We start from the raw sequence: 22076 nt of genomic DNA on the forward strand, positions 1-22076 counted from the left end.
CATGAAACAGAGACGGCCGCGCATTGCCGGCTCGACCGGCGCCGCCAACAATGACGGCTTTCCGATCGAGGATGCCATGAGCCGCCTGCCCCTCCAAACCGTCGAAAGCGCGCCCGAAGCCAGCCGCCCGTTTCTCCAGAAGTCGCAAGCCGCCAACGGCTTCCTGCCGAATCTCGTAGCCTCACTCGCCAATGCACCGGTTGCGCTCGAAACGTACCTGACCGTCGGTGAAATCAATTCACGCAGCGGCCTCACGCTGGCCGAGCGCGAAATCGTGCAGATCACCGCCGCCGCCGTTCATGGCTGCGGTTTCTGCGTGGCCGGCCATACGGCCGTCGCGCTGAAGAAGGCGCAATTGCCCGCCGCGCTCGTCGACGAGGTCCGCGCCCAGCGCCCGCTGTCCGACGCGCGCCTCGATGCGGTCGCCACGTTCACGCGCGACGTGATAGCAACCCGCGGCGCCGTGTCCGACGAAGCGCTCGCCGCGTTCAAGGCGGCCGGCTACAGCGATGCCGGCGCGCTTGAAGTGGTACTCGGCGTGAGCCTCGCGACGCTTTGCAACTTCGCGAACAACCTGGCGCGCAACGAACTGAATCCGCAGCTCGAAGCGTATCGCTGGGAGCCGACGGCGCGCGCAGCATGACCGCGCCGGCGAGCTCCGATGCGTTCGACGCATGGCTCGAAGCAAATGCCGACGCGCTCGACGTCGACCCGTCGCGGGCGGCGGACATCCTTCCGCAGCTGGTGCGCTCGCGCACCGTCGCCGTCGGTGTGCCGGAGGTCATGGGCGGCACGGGCGGCACGATCGCGGACGCGATCGACACGGTGGCCGGCGTCGCGCAACGCTCATTGACGGCCGCATTCGTGCTGTGGGGACATCGCACCTTCATCGAATACGTACTGCAGAGCGACAACGACGCGCTCCGTGCGCGCTGGCTGACGCCGCTGCTCGACGGCGAAGTGGCGGGCGCCACCGGTCTTTCGAACGCGATGAAGTATCTGTCCGACATCGAGCCGTTGCAGATGCACGCGGCCCGCAGCGGCAACGCGTTCGTGCTGAACGGCAGCCTGCCGTGGATCACGAACCTGCGGCGCGAAGGCTTCATCGCCGCGGCCGCATTCGATCACGACGACGGCACGCCGCCGTCCGTCTTCGCGATTCCGCACGACGCGCGAGGCGTCGAGCGCAGCGACGATCTCGACCTGATCGGCCTGCGCGCGAGCAATACGGCTGCGCTGCGCGTGAGCGATACCGTCCTCGACGAATCGTACCGCCTCGCGGCCGACGCACCGGCCTGGCTCGCGCGCGTGCGCCCGGCGTTTCTCGGCTTGCAATGCGGGATGTCGATCGGGCTGGCGCGGCGCGCGTTGCTGGCCACGCTGGATGCCAGCGAGCCGTCGCGCGCGTCGATCGGCGCGGAAATTCGCGAACTCGAAACGACGCTCTCCGATCAGGCCGCGCAGTTGAAGCGAGGTGTGCTCGACGGCACCTTCCTCCACGCGCCCGCGAAGATGTTCGAACTGCGCATCGCGCTCGTCGAGACCGTCTCGCAGGCGGTCTCGCTCGAAGTGCAAGCCACCGGAGGGCGCGGCTATCTGCGCGGCCAGAGCGGCAGCGCGCGGCGCGTGCGCGAAGCGTCGTTCATCCCGATCGTGACGCCGAGCCTCGTGCAGTTGAAATCGCAGCTCGCGCGGCATCGACGGGCGGCGGCAGCATGACGCAAGGCGCGCACATCGTCGCGAACGGCGTCACGTTGCGGTACGGATCGCGCAGCGTACTGAACGGCGTCGACCTGTCGGTTGCGCCCGGCGAACTCGTTGCGCTGCTCGGGCCGAGCGGTTGCGGGAAGTCGTCGCTGTTGCGGGCCATCGCCGGCCTGACGCGAACCGCATCCGGCACGATTCGCGTCGATGGCGAGCCCGTCGACGGCCCGCGCCCGGAGGTCGCCCTCGCGTTTCAGGACCCATACCTGTTGCCGTGGCTCACGGTCGAGCGGAACGTGGGGTTCGGGTTGACCTTCGCGCGTCAACCGCACCTGACACGTGCAGACCGCAAGGAACGCGTGACGAACGCATTGGCCGCCGTCGGGCTCGACCATGCACGGCACGCGCTGCCGTCGCAGTTGTCGGGCGGCATGGCACAGCGCGCGGCGCTGGCGCGCTGCCTGGCGCGGGCGCCGCGCGCGCTGCTGCTCGACGAACCGTTCGGCGCGCTCGACGAAGTGACCCGCGCCGACATGCAGCAGCTCCTGGTTGCCGCGGTGCGCAACACCGGCGCGTCTGCGCTTCTCGTCACGCACGATATCGACGAAGCGCTGCTCGTCGCCGATCGGATCGTGCTGCTCGGCAAGCGCGGCACGCTGGTCGGACGCTGGACCGTCGAACTGCCGCAGCCGCGGCACACGCAAGTGCGCTCGCTCGGCGAGCTGCGCATCTCCATTCTCCAGGCGCTGCAGAACTCGATTTCAGCAGCCGCCTGAATCCGGCCGATACCCGCGGGGAATCCTCATGTGCAATGTACCGATGTCACGACGCGAATGGCTGAAGCTCGCGTCGCTCTTTACCGTCGCGGGCGCGGCGCCGCTGCTGAAAGCATCCGGCGCGCGCGCGGCAGCCGATCCGAATGCGCCCGTGCGCATCGGCTACCTGCCGATCACCGATGCGGCGCCGCTGCTCGTCGCACACAACAACGGCTACTTCGACGCGGCCGGCATCCAGGCGGAGAAGCCGACGCTGCTGCGAAGCTGGGCGCAGCTGGTCGAGGCGTTTCTGTCGGGACAGGTCAACGTCGTGCATCTGCTGTCGCCGATGACCGTGTGGGCGCGCTACGGCAGCAAGGCGCCCGCGAAGGTCGTCGCATGGAATCACGTGAACGGCTCGGCGCTGACGGTTGCGCCCGACATCAACACCGTGGCGGACCTCGCTGGCAAGACGGTTGCGGTGCCGTTCTGGTATTCGGTGCATAACGTCGTGCTGCAGGACCTGCTGCGCGCGCAGGGTCTCGCGCCCGTGCTCAAGCAGTCGGGGCAGCCGGGGCCGAAGGAAGTCAACCTGGTCGTGATGGCGCCGTCCGACATGCCGCCCGCGCTGGCGTCGAAAAAGATCGCCGGATATATCGTCGCCGAGCCGTTCAACGCGGCCGCCGAGCAGTTGAACGTCGGCAAGATTCTCCGCTTCACCGGCGACGTGTGGCGCAACCACGCGTGCTGCGTGATCTTCATGCACGAGCAGGACCTGACGCAACGCGCGGCGTGGTCGCAGAAGGTCGTCGATGCGATCGTCAATGCCCAGCTGTGGACGCGCGCCCATCCGCAAGAGGCGGCCAGGCTGCTGTCGAAGGAAGGCCCGAACCGCTACACGCCGCATCCTGCGCAACTGCTCGCGCGCGTGCTCGCGCCGCAAGCAGCCGATCAGGGGCGCTATCTCGGCGATCGCGCGATCCAGCACGCGAGCTGGGGCGTGAAGCGCATCGACTTCCAGCCGTATCCGTATCCGAGCTACACGGAAGAACTCGTGCGCCGGTTGAAGACGACCCAGGTGGAAGGCGCGAGCCAGTTCCTCGCGTCGCTCGATCCGAAACGGGTCGCCGGCGATCTGGTCGACGACCGGTTCGTGAAGAAGAGCATCGAAGCGCTGGGCGGCTTGTCCGCGTTCGGCCAGGATGGCGGCTATGCACGCAAGGAGACGATCGTTGTCTAGCGTGCTCGTTCGGGAAACGTCGGCGGCGGCGCGGCGTCCGGTGCCCGCGTCCACGCATTGGCGCAGCATCGTGCTGGGCGGTGCGGGACTGGCGGCCGCCCTGGCGCTGTGGTGGCTCGCCGTCACGCTGCTCGCGGGCCACAACGCGATGGCCGCGCAGTTCGCGCCGCAGCGTGCGTTCGAAGCGCTGCCGTCGCTCGTCACCGAGGACCAGCTGCTCGTGCATGCGGCGACCAGCCTCAGGCGCATCGCCGTCGGGCTGGCGTGGGCGCTCGAGGTCGGCGTGCCGTTGGGATTCGCGATCGGCCGTCTGCGCTGGCTCGAACGGACGCTGTCGCCGACGCTGCAGTTTCTTCGCATGATCTCGCCGCTTTCGTGGATGCCGCTTGCGGTGATGTCGCTCGGCGTCGGCGATCGCGCGGTGTATTTCCTGCTCGCTTTCGCCGCGGTGTGGCCGCTGGTGATGAGCACCGCATCGGGTGTCGCGCATCTCGACCGGCGCTGGGTCCAGCTTGGCGAAAGCCTTGCCGCCACGCGCGCGGAAATGCTCTGGCACGTCTACGTGCCGGGCATCGCCGCGCATGTGCTCACCGGCGTGCGCCTCGCGATCGGCATCTTGTGGATCGTGCTGGTCCCGGCGGAAATGCTCGGCGTGAGCGCGGGGCTCGGCTACCTGATTCTCGACACGCGCGACCGGCTCGCGTATTCGGAGCTGACGGCCGTGATCCTCGTGATCGGCGTGCTCGGTTTCCTGCTCGATCTGGCCGCGCGCGCGGTCGCGGCCCGGCTGTCGAGCGATATGTCGGGGGGTGATCGGTAGGTTCCGGTGAGTCGGGGATGCGTTGAATGGCGGAAGGCAGCAGGAGTCGAACCTACCCGGGAGTGTCTGACACCCCCAACTGGATTTGAAGTCCAGCCGTACCACCGGATACGAATGCCTTCCGTCGTGGGAAAAAACAAAGAACAACGAGCGCCTACGCCTGAATACCCGCCCAACCGCTGTCAGGCCGCAGGAAGTGGAGATCGCGGTGGAAGCGAGTATACCCAACCCGGTCGAAGAACTCGAGAATCTGGATCGCACGCTTGCGGCCCAGCCCCGTCGCGTCGCGGAACGTCGCGGCATCGAGCCCGCCGTCGCGCGACGGCGCGAGATGCGCAACCAGTTCCGCGAGTTCGCGCACGACGTCCGCGTGATAGAACAGGTCGCGCACGACCTGGTGCACGTCGCCGCGCCGTGCGAGCTTGCGCAGCAAGGTGCGCACCGCGTCCTCGGCCGCCCCCGTGTCGCGGGCCAGGTCGCGCACCCACGGCGGATCGAAGCGCCCCGCATGAATCAGCGGCAGCAGTTGCTGCGCCAGCGCTTCCTCGCGCGGCTCGAGGCTCACCGAATGCGACGGCAGGTGCAGCCACGGCCCGCTTCGCGCCACTTCGCCGCCGGTCACCAGCGCATCGACGAGCGCGCGCCACAGCGCATCGCCGGCGAGCGGCGCCGCCATCCGCCGCAGCCGCGCGGCGTCGAGCCCCTGCTCGTCGGGCATGCGTTCGTGATACGCACGCAGCGTATCGATCGCCCGCGTCTGCAGCGCACGCCAGTGCGCATGGGCAATCACCGCGCCGTCATTCGACGCGGCATCGCGCTGCCCGATTGCCAGCGCGTCATCCGGCAAAACCAGCGCGTTCGGCGCAAAACCCGTCAGATGCGTGAGCATCGCGCGCGGGACGCCGAGCGGCGCCTGCGCGAGCAGCGCATCGAGACGTCCTGCGTCGAGCCATTCGGCCAGCGCGTCGAGCCACGCGCGGCGCTGGGGCGTACGACGCTTGCGCGCCGGCCCGAACGGGTCGAGCACGCGGCCGCCGCCGACCGTGCGCGTCGCCTGCGGATTCCGGACGATGAACCGGTCGCCCGGCAACGCAAACACCGGCTCGTCGAATACCAGTTGCACGCGCATCCGCTGGCCGGCCGCAAGCGTATCGCCGTCGAGCAGCGCGACATGCGCGACGCGATGCAGCGTGCCGAGATGCACGTGCAGCGGTGCCCAGTGCGTGAGCGTCAGCCCCGCATCCGCGAGCAGCGTCAATTCGACGTCGAGACGCGGCGACGTCGCGACGAGCCGCGCATCGGCCACGGTATCTCCGCGCTCGACATCGGCCTTGTCGACCCCGGCCAGGTTCAGTGCGCAACGCTCGCCCGCGCGGCCGGACTCGACCGGCCGGTTCTGCGCATGGATGCTGCGCACGCGCGCCGCGCCGCCCGTGCGCACGATCGCGAGCGTATCTCCGGTCGCGACGCGGCCCGCGAACGCGGTGCCCGTCACGACGGTGCCCTGCCCCGTGAGCGTAAACACACGATCGACCGCGAGCCGGAACAGCCCGTCGTCGCGGCGGGCGCGCCACGCGATCGCCGCATCGGCCAGGTGACGTTTCAACGCGGCGACACCCGGATCGTCCACGGCCGTCGCCCGCGTTTCGAAGATCGGTACGCCGGCCAGCGTCGAATCGTTCAGCCATGCGGCGATCTCGTCGCGCACCTCGGCCACGCGCGCGGTGTCGACGCGATCGCACTTCGTCAGCGCGACGGCGCCATGCGTGACGCCGAGCAGTTGCAGGATCGCGAGATGCTCGCGCGTCTGCGGCATCACGCCGTCGTCGGCGGCAATCACGAGCAGCGCGAAGTCGATCCCGCACGCGCCGGCCGCCATCGTGTGAATCAGCTTCTCGTGGCCCGGCACGTCGATCAGGCCGAGCACGTCGCCGTTGTCGAGCGGCGTATACGCATAACCGAGTTCGATCGAGATGCCGCGCGCCTTCTCTTCCTTCAGGCGGTCGGTATCGACGCCCGTCAGCGCGCGCACCAGCGTCGTCTTGCCGTGGTCGATGTGTCCGGCGGTACCGACGATCATGCAGCGGGCCCCGCGAGCGGTACGCATTGCGCGATGAACGCCGCCTCGTCGGCCGCTTCGAGGCAGCGCAGGTCGAGCCGCAGCGCGTTGTCGGCCACGCGGCCGATCACCGGGCGCGGCCATTCGCGCAGCCGCTTCTCGAGCTGCGCGAGCGCGCGGCCGCCGCGCTTGCCGTCCGCCGTGCGCACGACGAGCCCGGCGCTCGGCAGCTGGTCGACCGGCAGCGCACCGCTGCCGATCTGGCTGAACATCGGCTCGACCGCTACGTCGAAACCGCCGCCGAGCGCGGCCTGCAGCGCCGGACGCACGCGTTCGGCGGCCTCGGCGATCTCGCCGTGCGGGCGCGTCAGCAGGCGCAGCGTCGTGAGCCGGTCGCGCAGGAACTCGGGGGACTGGTAGAGGCGCAGCACGGGTTCGAGCGCCGCGAGCGTCAGCTTGCCGACGCGCAGCGCGCGCTTGAGCGGATGTTTCTTGATCTTCGCGATCAGCGCACGATCGCCGACGATCAGGCCGGCCTGCGGCCCGCCAAGCAGCTTGTCGCCGCTGAACGTGACAACGTTTGCGCCGGCGGCCACGGTTTCCTGCACGGTCGTCTCGTGCGGCAAGCCCCATTGCGTCAGGTCGGCGAGCGTGCCGCTACCGAGATCGACGGCGACCGGCAGCCCATGCTCGCGCGCGAGCGGCGCGAGTTCGGCGAGCGACGTCTCCTTCGTGAAGCCGCTGATCGCGTAGTTGCTGCAGTGCACCTTCATCAGCAGCGCGGTGCGCGGGCCGATCGCCTCCGCGTAGTCGCGCAGATGGGTGCGGTTGGTCGTGCCGACTTCGCGCAGCCTGGCGCCCGCGCGGCTCATGATGTCGGGGATGCGGAATGCGCCGCCGATCTCGACCAGCTCGCCGCGCGACACGACGACTTCCTGCTTCGTCGCCAGCGCCGACAGCGCCAGCAGCACGGCCGCCGCGTTGTTGTTGACGACGGTCGCGGCTTCCGCGCCCGTCAGTTCGCACAGCAGATCGTCGATCAGGTCGTCGCGATCGCCGCGGCGGCCCGTGGCGAGGTCGAATTCGAGGTTGACGGGGCGCGTAAGCGCGTCGACCACCGCGCGCACCGCGTCGTCGGGCAACAGCGCGCGCCCGAGGTTCGTGTGCAGCACGGTGCCGGTCAGGTTGAACACGGTGCGCACCGCGCCCGCGCTCTGCGCGGCCAGCGCGCGCGCGACGGCCGCGGCGATGCGCGGTTCGTCGAGCGGTTCGGCCCCCGCCGGATCGTGCTGCGCGGCGGTACGCCAGCGTTCGAGCTCCGCGCGCACGGCGTTCAGCACGCGCGTGCGGCCGTAGTCGGCGAGCAGCGGTTGCAGCGGCGCCGACGACAGCACGCGCTCGACCGACGGCACACGCGCCAGCACGGCATTCAGTTCATTCAAACCGGGTTCGGTCACGTCGTGGTGGCTCCAGTCTCATGCTTCGCAGTCGGCCGGCGCCGGCGCTCTCGCGCCGCCCCGGCCGATGTCGTCAATCCGCTTCCCGCGCGACATCCGGCCACAGCAGCGGGTTCGGCGAACTGCGCTGGTAACCGGCCTCGTTCATCAGCAGGTCGAGCGTGAGGCTCGCGAGATCGTCCGCCAGCGGCTCGAACTCGTAGTCCTTGTCCTGATAACCGATCTTGCGATAGGTCTTGCACTCGTCGCACGATTCGGCCTTGACGGCTTCGCTGCCGCCCTCGATCCCGTGATACGCGATGCCTTTCGTCGAATCGCAGTGCGAGCACTTCGTGCGCACCATGTGCCACTCGGTCGTGCACAGCCCGCACTGCAGGAAACGGTAGCCCTGGTACTGCCCGCCGACCCGCACGACGCTCGCGACCGGGTGCGTGCCGCACACGGGGCACAGCCCCGGCTGGTCGAGATACGGGACGTCGGCCGGCGCAACGCAGCTTGCGAGATCCGTCCAGACGACCTGCAGCGCGGCCATCAGGAACGGCGCGGTGGCCGGGTCGACTTCGGCGAAGCGCAGCGCGAGGATCGCGTCGGCCTGCGCGTCGAGTTCGGCGGGCGCCATCAGGCGCAGCCGGTCGAGCAGCTTCGCGAGCTGCGGGTTGACGAGTCCGGCGCCTTCGACGCGGTCGAGCAGTTCGTACAGCACAGCCCGCCATTGCGGGTTGCGCTCGCCGTCGAGCGCCGGTATGAGCGGCATCGAATGCTGCTGCGCGAGCGCGATCGCTTCCTTCGACGGCAGCGGCAGTTCCAGCGTCTGCAGCGTCGCATGCTGCGCATCGGCGACGGTGGCCATCAGCCGCAGGTAGCCGCTGATCGGGTTCAGGTCGGCCAGCTTGCGCAGCCGCGCGGCGCGCGCCGAAAACGCGGTGGCGCGCTCCGGCAGGCGAAAGCGCGGGATGGCCGAATGATCGAGTGTCGAGATCTCGGTCGGTTCGAGGATGCGTTGTGTCACAAAAATGTCTTCCAAATAAACAAGCGCCGACGCATCGGCGCTTTCGGGCGGCTCCGGCGAAGGAACGGAACGCCTCGCCGTGACCGGCGAGCCGCCCCGCTCCGGTGCGTTATTTCACGCTTTCACGGAACCACTTCGGGTGATGCTTGCGAGCCCAGCCCAGCGTGACGGTGCCGCGCACCATCGCGCCGATCGAGCCCTTCACCCACAACGCCGCGTAAATGTGCACGATGATGCTCGCGATCAGCACGAAGGCCGCCACGGCATGCACGACAGCGGCCGCGCGGATCACCCCGATCGGGAAGTAGAACGAGAAGTAACGCCGCCAGATCACGACTCCCGACAGCAGGAGCAGCAACAGGCACGCCACCAGCGTGAAGAATAGCAGCTTCTGCCCGGCGTTATAGCGCCCGACGGGCGGCAGCTTGTCTTCCTGGTTGGTCAGCACGTCGCCGATCTGCTTCAGCCATTGGCGATCGTCCGCATCGAGCGCGTTGTGGTGCCAGAAGCGCACGACCAGGATCGCGAACGACACGAACATCACGAGGCCGACGAACGGATGCAGGATCCGCGTCCACTGGCCGCCGCCGAACAGCGCGGTCAGCCAGAACATCGACGGATGAAACAGCGCGAGCCCGGACAGCGCGAGCAGCACGAACGTGATCGCGGTGATCCAGTGGTTCGTGCGCTCGTTCGGCGTGTAGCGGACGATCAGGTTGGGGTCGTCGTGGTTCATTTCGCGTCCTCCTTGATGCGTCGCGCCTCGTCGCGCGCGGCCGATTCTTCCTCTTCGCTCACCTCGTTCGGACCGACCCGGACATAGTGGAAGAACCCGGCGAGCGCGGTCAGCGCGATGCCGGCCACCGCGAGCGGTTTCGCAATGCCCTTCCACAGCTTCACCATCGGGCTGATCGACGGGTTGTCGGGCAGCCCGTGGTACAGCGACGGTTTATCGGCATGGTGCAGCACGTACATCACGTGCGTGCCGCCCACGCCCTGCGGGTCGTACAGCCCCGCATGCTCGAAGCCGCGCTCCTTCAGGTCCTCGATCCGCTCGGCCGCGTGCTGCTTCATGTCCTCCTTGGTGCCGAACACGATCGCGCCCGTCGGGCAGGTCTTCACGCAGGCCGGTTCCTGGCCGACCGCGACGCGGTCGGAACAGAGCGTGCACTTGTACGCGCGATGATCCTTCTTCGAGATCCGCGGAACGTTGAACGGGCAGCCGGTCACGCAATAGCCGCAACCGATGCAGTTCTCCTCGTGGAAATCGACGATCCCGTTGTTGTACTGCACGATCGCGCCCGGCGACGGGCACGCCTTCAGGCAGCCCGGGTCCTCGCAGTGCATGCAGCCGTCCTTGCGGATCAGCCACTCGAGGTCGCCCGCCGGGTTCTCGTATTCGGCGAACCGCATCACCGTCCACGAGTGCTCGGAGAGATCGGCCGGGTTGTCGTACACGCCGACGTTGGTGCCGACTTCGTCACGCAGGTCGTTCCACTCCATGCACGCCGTCTGGCATGCCTTGCAGCCGATGCACTTCGATACGTCGATCAGCTTCGCGACGCTCCCGGTCACCGGTTCGCGCACCGTGGGCGGTGGCGTCGTGGTGGCCGAGACGCGCTTGATATCCAGCGATTGCAATGCCATCTCTTTCCCCTTACGCCTTTTCGACCTTCACCAGGAACGACTTGAATTCCGGTGTATAGGAGTTGCCGTCACCCACGGACGGAGTCAGGGTATTCGCGAGATAGCCGGGCTTCGTCAGACCCTTGAAGCCCCAGTGCAACGGGACACCGACCGTCTGGACCTTCCTGCCGTCGACCATCAGCGGCTTGATCCGCTTCGTGACGAGGGCGACCGCGATGATGTAGCCGCGCTTGGACGACACCTTCACGCGCTCGCCATGCGCGACACCGACTTCCTTCGCGAGGTCTTCGCCGATCTCGACGAATTGCTCGGGCTGGATGATCGCGTTCAGCCGCGCATGCTTGGTCCAGTAGTGGAAATGCTCGGTCAGCCGGTACGTGGTCGCCGCGTGCGGGAACTCCGGTGCCTGGCCGAACGACGCCCGATCGTCCGGGAACACGCGGGCGGCCGGGTTGTTCAGCGCCAGCGGGTTGTTCGGGTGCAGCGGGTTCGTGCCGATCGGCGTTTCGAACGGCTCGTAGTGCTCGGGGAACGGGCCTTCGTTCATCCCCGCACGCGCGAAGAAACGCGCGACACCTTCCGGATTCATGATGAACGGCCCCATCCCGTTTTCGGGTGGTTCGTCCGCCTTGAAATCGGGGATGTCGGCGCCCTTCCACGCGCTGCCGTTCCAGCCGATCAGCTTGCGGGTCGGGTCGAACGGCTTGCCGCTCACGTCGCACGATGCGCGGTTGTACAGGATCCGCCGGTTCGCCGGCCAGGCCCACGCCCAGTTCAGCGTCTGGCCGATGCCGGTCGGATCGGAGTTGTCGCGCCGGCCCATCTGGTTGCCGGCCTGCGTCCACGCGCCGCAGAAGATCCAGCAGCCGCTCGCGGTTGTCCCGTCGTCCTTCAGTTGCGCGAACGCGGCCAGCTGCTCGCCCTTCTTCACGAGCGTCTTGGCCGGATCCTTCGGATCGGGCAGATCGGCGAGCGCACGGCCGTTGAACTCCATCGCGAGCTCTTCGGGCGTCGGGCTTTCCGGGTTCGCGTACGGCCACGTCAGGTTGACGATCGGGTCCGGATACTTGCCGCCGTCCGTCTGGTACATCTTGCGCATGCGCAGGAACAGCCCCGACATGATCTCGAGGTCGCTACGCGCTTCGCCCGGCGGCTCCGCGCCCTTCCAGTGCCATTGCAGCACGCGGCTCGAACTCACGAGCGAACCGTTTTCCTCCGCAAAACACGTGGTGGGCAGGCGGAACACCTCGGTCTGGATCTTCGACGCGTCGACGTCGTTGTAGTCGCCGTGATGCTTCCAGAACTCGGACGTCTCGGTCGCGAGCGGATCCATGATCACGAGCCACTTCAGCTTCGCGAGCCCTGCCGCCGTCTTCACCTTCGACGGCGCCGCCGCGAGCGGGTTGAAGCCCTGGCAGATGTAGCCGTTCATCTTGCCGGCATTCATCAGCTCGATCGCCTGCAGCAGGTCGTACTGCTTGTCCAGCTTCGGCAGGTAGTCGTAGGCCCAGTTGTTCTCGGCGGTCGCCGCGTCGCCCCACCAGGACTTCATGAAGCTGACGTGGAAGGCCTTGTAGTTCTTCCAGTAGCTCAACTGGTTCGGCCGCAGCGGCTGCTGCACGCGCTTCTTGATGTAGCCGTCGAAATCCTGCTCGGCCTGCATCGGCAGCGTCATGTAGCCCGGCAGCAGGTTCGACATCAGCCCGAGGTCGGTCAATCCCTGGATGTTCGAGTGGCCGCGCAGCGCGTTCATCCCGCCGCCGGCGATGCCGATGTTGCCGAGCAGCAGCTGCACCATCGCGCCGGTGCGGATGATCTGCGCGCCGATCGAGTGGTGCGTCCAGCCGAGCGCGTACAGCACCGTGCCGGCGCGGCCGGGAACGGCGGTGGTCGCGAGCATCTCGCACACCTTCAGGAACTTCTCCTTCGGCGTGCCGCAGACCTGCTGGACCATGTCCTGCGTATAGCGCGCGTAATGCTGCTTCAGCAGGTTGTACACGCAACGCGGGTGCTGCAGCGTCGGGTCGACCTTCACGAAGCCGTCGTCGCCGCGCTCGTAGTCCCAGCTCGATTTGTCCGGGTATGCGTGTTTCTCGGCGTCGTAGCCGGAATAGATGCCGTCGTTGAACGCGAAATCCTCACGCACGATGAACGAGAAGTCCGTGTAGTTCTTCACGTACTCATGCTGGATCTTGTCGTTCGTCAGCAGATAGTTGATCACGCCGCCCAGGAAGACGATGTCGGTGCCGGTGCGGATCGGCGCGTAGTAGTCGGCCACCGAGGCCGTACGCGTAAAGCGCGGGTCGACGACGATCAGCCGCGCCTTGCGGTGCGCCTTCGCCTCCGTTACCCACTTGAAACCGCACGGATGGGCCTCGGCTGCATTGCCGCCCATCACGAGAATCACGTCCGCGTTCTTGATGTCGACCCAATGGTTCGTCATCGCTCCACGGCCAAACGTCGGGGCAAGACCTGCCACCGTCGGGCCATGTCAGACACGCGCCTGATTGTCGAATGCGAGCATCCCGAGACTGCGGACCGTCTTGTGCGTCAGGTAGCCGACCTCGTTGCTGCCCGCCGACGCGGCCAGCATGCCGGTCGTCAGCCAGCGGTTGACCTTCGCACCGTCCTCCGCCGTCTCGACGAAGTTCGCGTCGCGGTCGGCCTTCATCAGCTTCGCGATCCGGTCGAGCGCGTCGTTCCACGAGATCGGTTCCCACTTGTCCGAGCCGGGCGCGCGATACTCGGGGTGCGTCAGGCGGTTCGGGCTGTGGATGAAGTCGATCAGGCTCGCGCCCTTCGGGCACAGCGTGCCGCGATTGACGGGATGGTCGGGATCGCCTTCGATGTGGATGATGCTCGGCTGCGCGTTCTTCGCGCCGTCTCCGAGGCTGTACATCAGGATGCCGCAACCCACTGAACAGTATGGACAGGTGTTGCGCGTTTCGACGGTGCGCGCCAGCTTGTACTGTCGGACTTCGGCGAGCGCTTCGGACGGAGAGAAGCCCATCAGGGCTAGACTCGATCCGGCAAGCGACGTAGCCGTCACCTTCAGGAACTGGCGCCGGGACATTTGGAGCATGGCTGGTCTCGGCGTTATTGTGGGGGTGAGGAAACTGAAAGGAATTATAGACAGTTCGCGCAACTATGTTCGAATCTTCGGATCAATACTGAATTGTCTGATTACCAACGATGACCCGCGTTCCGCGCGCCACCGAACCGTCATGAAACGACCGATCACCTCCGAAGCCACCCGTCTCGCGCAACAACAGGCCAACTGGGCCCTCACGGCGTTCAAGCGCTTCTCGGCCGACCGTTGCTCCGCGATGGCCGCGGGCATTGCATTCTTCTCCGCGTTCTCGCTCGCGCCGATGCTCGTGATGGTGATTGCCGTGGCCGGCTGGTTCTACGGCGACGACGCCGCCCGCGGCCAGGTATTCGAACAGGCGCACCAGCTGATCGGCGACGACGCGGCGGCCAGCATCCAGACGATCGTGCAGAACGCGCACCGCGCGGGCGAGCGCGGCGGCCTCGCAACCCTGATCTCGTTCGCCGCGCTGGCCATCGGCGCGTCGGCCACCTTCGCGTCGCTCAGCGCCGCGCTCAGCGTGATCTGGCCGGCCACCGAGAACCGCTGGTCGAGCATGCTCGGGCTCGTGCGCGTGCGGCTGATCTCGTTCGGGCTCGTGCTCGGTGTCGCGTTCCTGCTGATCGTGTCGCTCGTGCTCGACACCGCGATCACGTTCGTCGGCACCTGGCTGCTGGGCAATTCGCCGTACGTGGTCGTCACGAACCTCGTGCAGTTCTTCGTCGGCATCGCCGTGCTCGCGGCCGCGTTCGCATCGCTGATGAAGTTCCTGCCCGATGCGCGCGTCGCGTGGCGCGACGCCGCGATCGGCGGCATCGTGTCCGCGATCCTGTTCTCGGGCGGCAAGAAACTGTTCGCGCTGTACCTCGCGCACGCGGGCACCGCCAGTGCATTCGGCGCGGCCGGATCGTTCGCGGTCCTGCTGATGTGGCTGTACTTCTCCGCGATCGTGCTGCTGCTCGGCGCGGAATTCGCGGCGGCCCGCGGCAACGCGCATCGTCTCGCCGGTACCGCACCGGCCGCGTCCGCTCAAGCCGACCGGCCCGTCGATCGCATGCGCGACGACTGATTCACGCTGTTCGCAACGTCGCGGCGCGCCCCAGCACACCCGTCTGCCTTCCTGCAACCACCCCAGTCCGCCGCGCATTCGCGCGACGTTGATAAGTCCTTTGCATGCCCCGGCTTCGTTGCCGCAACCGCAAACGTTTGCAAGCATCCATTTCCGTCCGCCAACGTGCCAAAACAGGCTGCCGACCGCAATGTGCGTCGACTTTTGAAACAATCGCGCCGCAGCAAATGTCAACTATTTCAAAAATGGGAACAGTCGTTGATGTGCTTGATATATATGGACTTTTTCGCGCTGTTACCTTTTCGAGACACTTTATTTTTTAGGCTTTCTTGCGTCTATGGCACTGAGCTATTCTCCAATCCGCAACAAATAACGATGAATCACTTGCGTGGAGAAACTCAACGATGAAGAAACTTGCTCTCTCGACCCTCTCGCTCGCGCTGCTGGGCGCCGCCGGCGCTGCTCAGGCACAGTCGAGCGTGACGCTGTACGGCGTGATCGACACGTCGATCACCTATGTTCACGGTAACGACGGTCAAGGTAACAATTCGTGGTCGATGGGTAGCGGCAACCTGCAAGGCAGCCGTTTCGGCCTGAAGGGTTCCGAGGACCTCGGTGGCGGCCTGAAGGCGATCTTCCAGTTGGAAAACGGCTTCAACTCGGCATCGGGCGCACTGGGCCAGGGTGGCCGCATGTTCGGCCGCCAGGCATTCGTCGGCCTGCAAAGCGACCAGTACGGTACGGTCACGCTGGGCCGCCAGTATGACCCGCTCGTCGACCTGGTCCAGGCAGTCACGGCAGACAACTACTTCGGCAGCGTGTTCGCCACGCCGGGCGACGTCGACAACAACGACAACAGCCTGCGCGTCAGCAACGCGATCAAGTACACGTCGCCGGTCTGGGCAGGCCTGCAGGTCGAAGCGATGTACGCACTCGGCGGCGTCGCAGGCGCAACCGGCAAGGGTCAGACTTGGGCGGCAGCTGCAGCCTACAACAACGGCCCGCTCGGCCTGGCTGCCGGCTACTTCCACGCAAACAACTCGGCTCCGCTGAGCGCAGTTGGCCAGCGCACCGGCTGGGCCGGCACGTCGGACGAGATCTTCGACAGCCCGGGCAGCAGCTTCATCAACAACGCATACACGTCGGCTTCGTCCATCGGCATCGCGCAAGTCGCTGGCCAGTATGCATTCGGCCCGGTGACGTTCGGCCTCGGCTACAGCAACGCGCAGTACAAGGCGGATGCGAACTCGGCCTTCGGCACGAACCAGAAGTACAACACGGGTCGCGCATTCGTCACGTACCAGGCATCGGCACCGCTGCTGCTGGGCCTCGGCTACATCTACACGAAGGGTAGCGGCCAGACGGACGCCAAGTACCACCAGGTTTCGCTCGGCGCTGACTACTCGCTGTCGAAGCGTACGGACATCTACCTGGTTGGCGCGTACCAGCACGCAAGCGGCAAGAACGCGGACGGTACCGATGCGCAAGCGTCGGTCGGCTCGTACGGCATCGCCGGCAAGAGCTCGCAGGAAATCGTCGCACTCGGCCTGCGTCACAAGTTCTAAAAACGACGTACCCGGCGTGCATGGCGTCTCCGACGCCCTGCCGCCGACCTGGAAAGCCAGCCCCGGTTTCGGCCGCGGCTGGCTTTTTTTTCGTCCGTCGCCGGCTGGCCCGCACGGCCTGCACGGGCCGACGGCCGATGTCCGGGTACCCGACACTCGTCACCCGGCCGGCAGCGGCGCCTGACGGCCGCAATGCGCCGGAAACGCGGTTTCCTGATGACAGGCTCGCTCGCCACGGGTGCGCCGGACGACTACCATCCGCACTGTCGGTGCCACGGCCCCGGAGCGACGGCCGTTCGCCCCGGCGTGTCGATTTCGACGGCCTTCATCCGTCGTACAGAGGCCGGCACGCGATTTGCGCCCCGGCCAATCCATACAGACAGGAGATTCGTCATGACGATTCAGAAGATCACGCCGTTCCTCTGGTATTCGACGGAAGCCGAAGAAGCAGCGGCCTTCTACGCAGGCATCTTTCCGGATTCGCGCATCGTGCGCGTCACGGCGGTGCCCGGCACCGACGGCACGCGAATGGTCGAGTTCGAGCTGTTCGGGCAACCGTTCTTCGCGATGAGCCACCCGCGCACCGACACGTTCAACCACGCGATCTCGCTGCTGGTCAGCTGCGCCGACCAGGCGGAACTCGACCGCTACTGGAACGCCCTGCTCGACAACGGCGGCACGGCCGACGCCTGCGGCTGGCTGCGAGACCGCTACGGCGTCTCGTGGCAGATCGTTCCGGAAGCGCTGATCCCGATGATGTCCGACCGCGACACCGTCAAGGCCACGCGCGTGGCCGCCGCGATGATGCAGATGGTCAAGCTCGACGACGCCGTGCTGAAGGCCGCCTTTGCCGGTACGGCCGGCTGACGATGCACATCGCATAAGCGCGTGCGAATGATGCGCCGGGTCGCCGGGCAGGCGTCCGGCTCGACTGCAAACGCGTGCGACAGCGTCGCAAACGCCCATGGCCCTCGTCGGCCCCGTCCGCAAGCCGGCTACGTTCGCGGCATCGGCTGCGACGTCGACAGCATCGATTCGACCGTTCGCCGCGCGTAGCCGATGAATGCGGCGAGGGGTTCGCCCGACAGGATCGCCGTGTCTTCCTCGCCGCCGAGATAGGCGGCGCGCGCCGCCGCTACAACCGGACGGTACGTTTCCGGCAGACGCTCCAGCGCCCACGTCGCGGCGACGTCCTTGGGCGCGATCCTGCCGGTCGCGGCGCTGTACCAGATGCGCGCGAGCGCGAGCACCACGTTGCACTCATCGCCGCGCCAACTCGGTTCGGCATGCCACTGCGCGACGGTCGCCAGCAGTGCGGCCACAAAATCCCCCTCAGGCACCGGCTCGAGCAACGCAGCAGCCGGCGGGCCGGCCAGCGCGACACTGTGCTGTCGCACCTTCGTCAACAGGATCGCCAGATCGTGATCGACGAGCGCCGGCTCGGCGATGCCGGCTTCGAGATCGTGACGCAGCCACTCACCGAACTGCAGTTCGCGTCGCGCCGGATGACGCCACGGCACGATTTCGTCGTGCGCGACGACGGTCACTTCCAGTGCGCGCATGCCGCCTGCGCGGCCGGGCGGCGCCGACACGGCGAGCACGCCGAGCATCAGCGCACGCCGCGTCGGCTCGTCGGGCCGGGCCGACACCGTCGCCAGCAGGTCGATGTCGCTGCGCGGTTTCAGTCCGCCGTCGAGCGCCGAGCCGAACAGGTGGATCGCGTTCAGCGTCGCGCCGAGATGCCGCTCGATCGTGTCGCATGCGGCGGCGACCTGCGCCGCGATTTCGTCGGGAATGGTTTCAGTCACGATGCGCGTGTCTCGCGATGCGTACGCAACAGGCGCAACCGGCGCGGCGAGCGCGAGCCCCTGTGAGTGGATCGCCGTTCGTCATGGCGCATGCACGACTCGTCGTCCGGCGTGCATCACACGTCGAACCGGACTTTCCGCCATTTCGCTTCTGCACTTCTGCACTTCTTCGCGGCCGCGCGCTTTGCGCAGCGCAATAAAAATCCCCGCACGCTTTCGCGTACGGGGATCGTCGGACTTCGCAACGGCTGCCGAATGCATTCGGCAGCCGCCGCGCGGCATTACGCTGCCGCGTCCTTCAGCTTCTTCAGCGCACGTGCCTTCACGCGCACGCTGGCCGGCTTCGCCGGGAACCAACGCTCTTCGCCCGTGAACGGATCCTTGCCGAAGCGCTTCTTCTTCGCCGGCACGACTTGTGCCGTGATCTTCAGCAGACCCGGCAGCGTGAACTCGCCCGCGCCCTTCTTGTGGACCGAGCCGAGCACGACGTTCTCGAGTGCGACGAGCACTGCCTTGACCGCCTTCACTTCGACAGCTGCGCGCTCAGCGATGTGCGTTGCGAGCGATGCCTTCGTGAACTTGTCCTTCAGCGGCGTCGGAGCGGCCGGTGCCGCCTTCGCGACGACCTTCTTAGCCACTACTTTCTTCGCGGGCGCAGCCTTTTTGGCAGCCACTTTCTTGGTGGCGGGTGCGGCAGCCTTCTTGGCCACCTTTTTTGCGGAAGTCGCCATGTTTCTCCTACCAGGTGTGGTCGTTGGATACACGAAGCGTGCAACGCGCGCGCTTCAACGCCGGATTCTACAAGCGCCGTGACGCTTCGTGGAGTACTTTTGTGCGTTTTCGCGGGGTTTCCCGCAGGTTTTTTTGCATGCGGACGATTTCGTCGACGCTCCAGCATCAGAAAACGCCTTCACGTATGCATCCGAACGCGAATTACGTTCGATATTTGCGCACCTATACTGGGCGCGCTCAATGCCCGGATGCCTCCATGCGCGAAGCCCGATACGTCAAAGGACTCGACGGCCTGCGAGCCCTCGCCGTCATCCTCGTTTTCCTGTCCCACAAAGGCCACGTCCTTGCCGTCGACGTCGGCAAGCTTGGCGTGTGGACGTTTTTCCTCATCAGCGGATTCCTGATCGTCGGCGAGCTGCATCGCAATCGCCAGGCGGTCGAATGCGGCACCATGACGCGCCGCCATGCGCTCGCGCTGTTCCTCGCGAAGCGCGCGCTGCGGATCTTTCCCGTCTATTACCTGCTGCTCGCCGCGCTCGCGATCGCGCACGCGCTGTTCTACCAGCGCGGCGTCAATCTCGGGCTCGCGTGGCACGCGGTGTTCCTGTCGAATTACTGGATCGGCGTCGTGAAGGACGGCTGGCCGGGCTCCACGTCGCACTTCTGGAGCCTCGCGGTTGAACAGCAGTTCTATCTGATCGCGCCGCTCGCGCTGCTCGCGGTGCCGGCCGCGCGACACGTCGCGCTCGGCATCGCGGCCGTCGTGCTGTGCGCGCTCGCCCATCTCGCGCTCTACCTGTGCGACGCGTCGCCGGTGCTGATCTACGCATTTTCCCCGTGGAATTTCGCGCTGATCGCACTCGGCGGCGTCGGCGCGATGGCGCTTGCCGGACGCGGCGCGGCCGCCGTGCGCCGCGTGCCGCCCGGCTGGCTCGGCGCGGCAGGCGTCGTGTTCTTCCTCGTGCTGCCCGCATGCACGGCACTCCCCGACGCGATCGCGGGGCTCGCGGATCTCGGCCTGTCCGCGTCGCTCGGCGCCCTGCTGCTGTGGATCGTCAGCGAACCCGAGCATCCGGTCGTGGCGCTGCTCGACTGGGCGCCGCTCGTCTATCTCGGCACGATCAGCTACGGCTTCTACCTGTTCCACAACCTGATTCCGACACGCTTCGGCGTGCTGCCCGCGCACTTCGCGCACGGGGCAATACCGGAAATCGTCCGCGAAACGCTGCCCGAGATGCTGCAGTTCGCGCTCGCCGTGCTGCTCGCGCACCTGTCCTGGCGCTACCTCGAAAAGCGGCTGCTCGACCTCAAGAAGCCGGTCACCGCGATGCTGGCCCGGCGGTTCGTCGCACAGCCGGGCACGTCGGCACGTTGAACGCCGCACGGATGCGGATACGATCGAACGGGAAAACCGCGATTCGGGCCACACCCGGAAGCTGACACCCGGCCAGCGTGGCGTGGCGCCCCGTCATCGACCGGCGCCGGCAGCACCGCTGCGGCACCGAACATCGACGTGCAGCGCGCAATCGAATCGCGACAGAGGCCGCCCGGTCACCCGCCGCGGCACCGGTTTCAGGCGTGACACCCATGCTTGCCGGGGCGCCCGGCTTCACACGCGGCAACGCTCGCACGGCAAACCCGCCACCGCACTCACCTCGACGGTGCGCACCAGAATCACGCATCCGCTCGCCCGTATACGCAAAAAAGCCCCGGCGCGCGAGCGGCCGGGGCCAACGGAACAACCACCACCTGAAACAACGGAGCGCGAGGCTGCTTAGGCGACAGCAGCCAGCGCGGGCAAGCAGGTACGCAGGTAGGCCTCGAATTCGCGGCTCACTTCCGGATGCTGGAGCGCGAGCTCGACGGTGGCCTTGAGATAGCCGATCTTGCTGCCGCAGTCGAAGCGCGTGCCGTAGTAGCGATACGCGAGCACCTGCTCGTTCGCGAGCAGCGACTGGACCGCGTCGGTCAGCTGCAGCTCGCCGCCGGCGCCCGGCTTGAGCTTGCGCAGGTGATCGAAAATCGTCGGCATGAACACGTAGCGGCCGACCACGCCGAGATTCGACGGCGCATCCTCGGGCGCGGGCTTCTCGATGATGCCCGACAGCTTGATGATGTCCTCCTCCCATTCGCGGCCTTCGACGACGCCGTACGAACGGCTGTCGTCGCGCGCGATCGTCTCGACCCCGATCACCGAGCTGTGATAGTGGTCGAACACGTCGACGAGCTGCTTCAGCACCGGCTGTTCGCCGTGCAGCAGGTCGTCGGCGAGAATCACCGCGAACGGCTCGCCGTGCACCAGCTTCTCCGCGCACAGCACCGCGTGGCCGAGGCCGAGCGCTTCCGGCTGGCGCACGTAGAAGCAGTTGACGTGGCTCGGCTTGATGCCGCGCACGAGCTCGAGCAGCTTTTCCTTGCCGCGCGCCTCGAGCTCGGCCTCGATCTCGTACGACTTGTCGAAGTGATCCTCGATCGCGCGCTTGCTGCGCCCGGTGACGAAGATCATCTCGGTGATACCGGCGTTGATCGCTTCCTCGACCGCGTACTGGATCAGCGGCTTGTCGACGACGGGCAGCATTTCCTTCGGGCTCGCCTTCGTTGCCGGGAGGAACCGCGTGCCGAGACCGGCAACGGGGAACACGGCCTTGGTGACTTTCAACATGTTCGCATCCTGATTGCGTTGACTGCGCCGCGTCGACCAGCGACCCGGCGCGATTGTGTTCCGAACGGCATATCGAGAATCGACGGTACTGCCAATTCGACTCCGCTCATTATCGATATGGACTGATTGCCCAATGATTCCGGAAAAAATATAATCCTTTCAACCCGGTCGATATTGCCGAACCGAGTGCCGAGGCAGAAACAAATTACCGATTTTCCAGATACAAATTCTTACGATTCGAATTCCTCGATATAGGGCACGCCGCCCCGTTCGAGCCCCGGGCGAATCGGTTCGTTCTTCAGCGCCTCGCGGTACGCCGACAGCACGGCCATGACCAGCAGTACTGCAGCGCTCGCGATCCAATGCATGTCCATCTTGCCGCTCCTTGCATCAATCAACTGGAGCTTCAAACTATCAGAAAAAAATCGGTAAATAATTGACCTGCCTCGCGGAACCGCTTT

Annotated in this window: 19 protein-coding genes and 1 tRNA gene; 9 read left to right on the forward strand and 11 right to left on the reverse strand. The window is 66.6% G+C overall.

The genetic code is table 11. The features are described 5' to 3' along the window. Window positions 1-76: 76 nt before the first annotated feature. From E9536_RS02585 to E9536_RS02605, 5 genes are read left to right on the forward strand one after another with little or no spacing between them, the layout of a single operon-like run. Window positions 77-643: a carboxymuconolactone decarboxylase family protein gene (locus E9536_RS02585; RefSeq protein WP_059694345.1), complete on the forward strand. Its 567-nt coding sequence runs from the start codon at window positions 77-79 to the stop codon at window positions 641-643. After that, the gene (locus tag E9536_RS02590) at window positions 640-1719 is read left to right on the forward strand and encodes an acyl-CoA dehydrogenase family protein (RefSeq protein WP_136469229.1); all 1080 of its coding nucleotides are present in this window, start codon (window positions 640-642) and stop codon (window positions 1717-1719) included. The genes E9536_RS02585 and E9536_RS02590 overlap by 4 nt, the downstream gene beginning before the upstream one ends. Further along, window positions 1716-2480, forward strand: a complete 765-nt coding sequence (locus tag E9536_RS02595) for an ABC transporter ATP-binding protein (RefSeq protein ID WP_136469230.1) — start codon at window positions 1716-1718, stop codon at window positions 2478-2480. The genes E9536_RS02590 and E9536_RS02595 overlap by 4 nt, the downstream gene beginning before the upstream one ends. A 28-nt stretch (window positions 2481-2508) precedes the next feature. After that, window positions 2509-3699 (forward strand): ABC transporter substrate-binding protein, encoded by a 1191-nt coding sequence (locus tag E9536_RS02600; protein WP_136469231.1) that lies wholly within the window; start codon window positions 2509-2511, stop codon window positions 3697-3699. A gap of 40 nt (window positions 3700-3739) precedes the next feature. Further along, the gene (locus E9536_RS02605; protein ID WP_247873414.1) at window positions 3740-4519 is read left to right on the forward strand and encodes an ABC transporter permease; all 780 of its coding nucleotides are present in this window, start codon (window positions 3740-3742) and stop codon (window positions 4517-4519) included. Between the two features lie 27 nt (window positions 4520-4546). Here the strand turns inward: E9536_RS02605 and E9536_RS02610 are convergent. The 7 genes from E9536_RS02610 to fdnG form a co-directional block, all read right to left on the reverse strand. Further along, window positions 4547-4642, reverse strand: a tRNA-Sec gene (locus E9536_RS02610). A gap of 31 nt (window positions 4643-4673) precedes the next feature. Continuing rightward, window positions 4674-6599: a selenocysteine-specific translation elongation factor gene (selB, locus tag E9536_RS02615; protein WP_027791169.1), complete on the reverse strand. Its 1926-nt coding sequence runs from the start codon at window positions 6597-6599 to the stop codon at window positions 4674-4676. Then, a complete protein-coding gene (gene selA / locus E9536_RS02620; RefSeq protein WP_136469233.1) occupies window positions 6596-8035 on the reverse strand; it encodes an L-seryl-tRNA(Sec) selenium transferase in 1440 nt (479 codons plus the stop codon). Before selA ends, selB begins: the two co-directional genes overlap by 4 nt. A gap of 73 nt (window positions 8036-8108) precedes the next feature. Then, complete coding sequence (gene fdhE, locus E9536_RS02625; protein ID WP_027791167.1) at window positions 8109-9044, reverse strand: formate dehydrogenase accessory protein FdhE; 936 nt, start codon at window positions 9042-9044, stop codon at window positions 8109-8111. A 109-nt stretch (window positions 9045-9153) separates the two neighbouring features. Continuing rightward, window positions 9154-9780, reverse strand: a complete 627-nt coding sequence (locus E9536_RS02630) for a formate dehydrogenase subunit gamma (RefSeq protein WP_021162866.1) — start codon at window positions 9778-9780, stop codon at window positions 9154-9156. Beyond that, a complete protein-coding gene (gene fdxH / locus E9536_RS02635; RefSeq protein WP_027791166.1) occupies window positions 9777-10691 on the reverse strand; it encodes a formate dehydrogenase subunit beta in 915 nt (304 codons plus the stop codon). Before fdxH ends, E9536_RS02630 begins: the two co-directional genes overlap by 4 nt. Before the next feature lie 10 nt (window positions 10692-10701). Beyond that, window positions 10702-13773, reverse strand: a complete 3072-nt coding sequence (gene fdnG, locus E9536_RS02640; RefSeq protein ID WP_136469234.1) for a formate dehydrogenase-N subunit alpha — start codon at window positions 13771-13773, stop codon at window positions 10702-10704. A 142-nt stretch (window positions 13774-13915) separates the two neighbouring features. On the opposite strand from fdnG, the gene E9536_RS02645 reads away from it, so the two are divergent. The 3 genes from E9536_RS02645 (at window position 13916) to E9536_RS02655 (ending at window position 17280) form a co-directional block, all read left to right on the forward strand. Continuing rightward, window positions 13916-14848 carry a YihY/virulence factor BrkB family protein gene (locus E9536_RS02645; RefSeq protein WP_060083452.1) on the forward strand — a complete coding sequence of 311 codons (933 nt, stop codon included), beginning with the start codon at window positions 13916-13918 and terminating at the stop codon, window positions 14846-14848. A 404-nt stretch (window positions 14849-15252) separates the two neighbouring features. Continuing rightward, the gene (locus E9536_RS02650; RefSeq protein ID WP_136469235.1) at window positions 15253-16413 is read left to right on the forward strand and encodes a porin; all 1161 of its coding nucleotides are present in this window, start codon (window positions 15253-15255) and stop codon (window positions 16411-16413) included. A gap of 393 nt (window positions 16414-16806) precedes the next feature. Continuing rightward, entirely contained in the window at window positions 16807-17280 is a 474-nt protein-coding gene (locus E9536_RS02655) for a VOC family protein (RefSeq protein WP_027791161.1), read from the forward strand. Between the two features lie 128 nt (window positions 17281-17408). Here the strand turns inward: E9536_RS02655 and E9536_RS02660 are convergent, their stop codons facing one another. Beyond that, a complete protein-coding gene (locus E9536_RS02660; RefSeq protein WP_136469236.1) occupies window positions 17409-18221 on the reverse strand; it encodes an AadA family aminoglycoside 3''-O-nucleotidyltransferase in 813 nt (270 codons plus the stop codon). Window positions 18222-18502: 281 nt separating this feature from the next. Then, window positions 18503-18952 (reverse strand): HU family DNA-binding protein, encoded by a 450-nt coding sequence (locus E9536_RS02665; protein ID WP_011355701.1) that lies wholly within the window; start codon window positions 18950-18952, stop codon window positions 18503-18505. Window positions 18953-19209: 257 nt separating this feature from the next. On the opposite strand from E9536_RS02665, the gene E9536_RS02675 reads away from it, so the two are divergent. Next, window positions 19210-20328 carry an acyltransferase gene (locus E9536_RS02675; RefSeq protein WP_136469237.1) on the forward strand — a complete coding sequence of 373 codons (1119 nt, stop codon included), beginning with the start codon at window positions 19210-19212 and terminating at the stop codon, window positions 20326-20328. Between the two features lie 399 nt (window positions 20329-20727). On the opposite strand, the gene galU is transcribed toward E9536_RS02675, so the two are convergent. Next, window positions 20728-21615, reverse strand: coding sequence for a UTP--glucose-1-phosphate uridylyltransferase GalU (gene galU, locus E9536_RS02680; protein WP_021162860.1), 888 nt, complete (start codon window positions 21613-21615; stop codon window positions 20728-20730). A 230-nt stretch (window positions 21616-21845) separates the two neighbouring features. Next, window positions 21846-21989 carry a hypothetical protein gene (locus E9536_RS41285; RefSeq protein WP_006479318.1) on the reverse strand — a complete coding sequence of 48 codons (144 nt, stop codon included), beginning with the start codon at window positions 21987-21989 and terminating at the stop codon, window positions 21846-21848. Between the last annotated feature and the right edge of the window lie 87 nt (window positions 21990-22076).

Origin of the sequence: Burkholderia sp. LS-044, assembly GCF_004803625.1 — a bacterium.
GTDB lineage: Bacteria > Pseudomonadota > Gammaproteobacteria > Burkholderiales > Burkholderiaceae > Burkholderia > Burkholderia cepacia.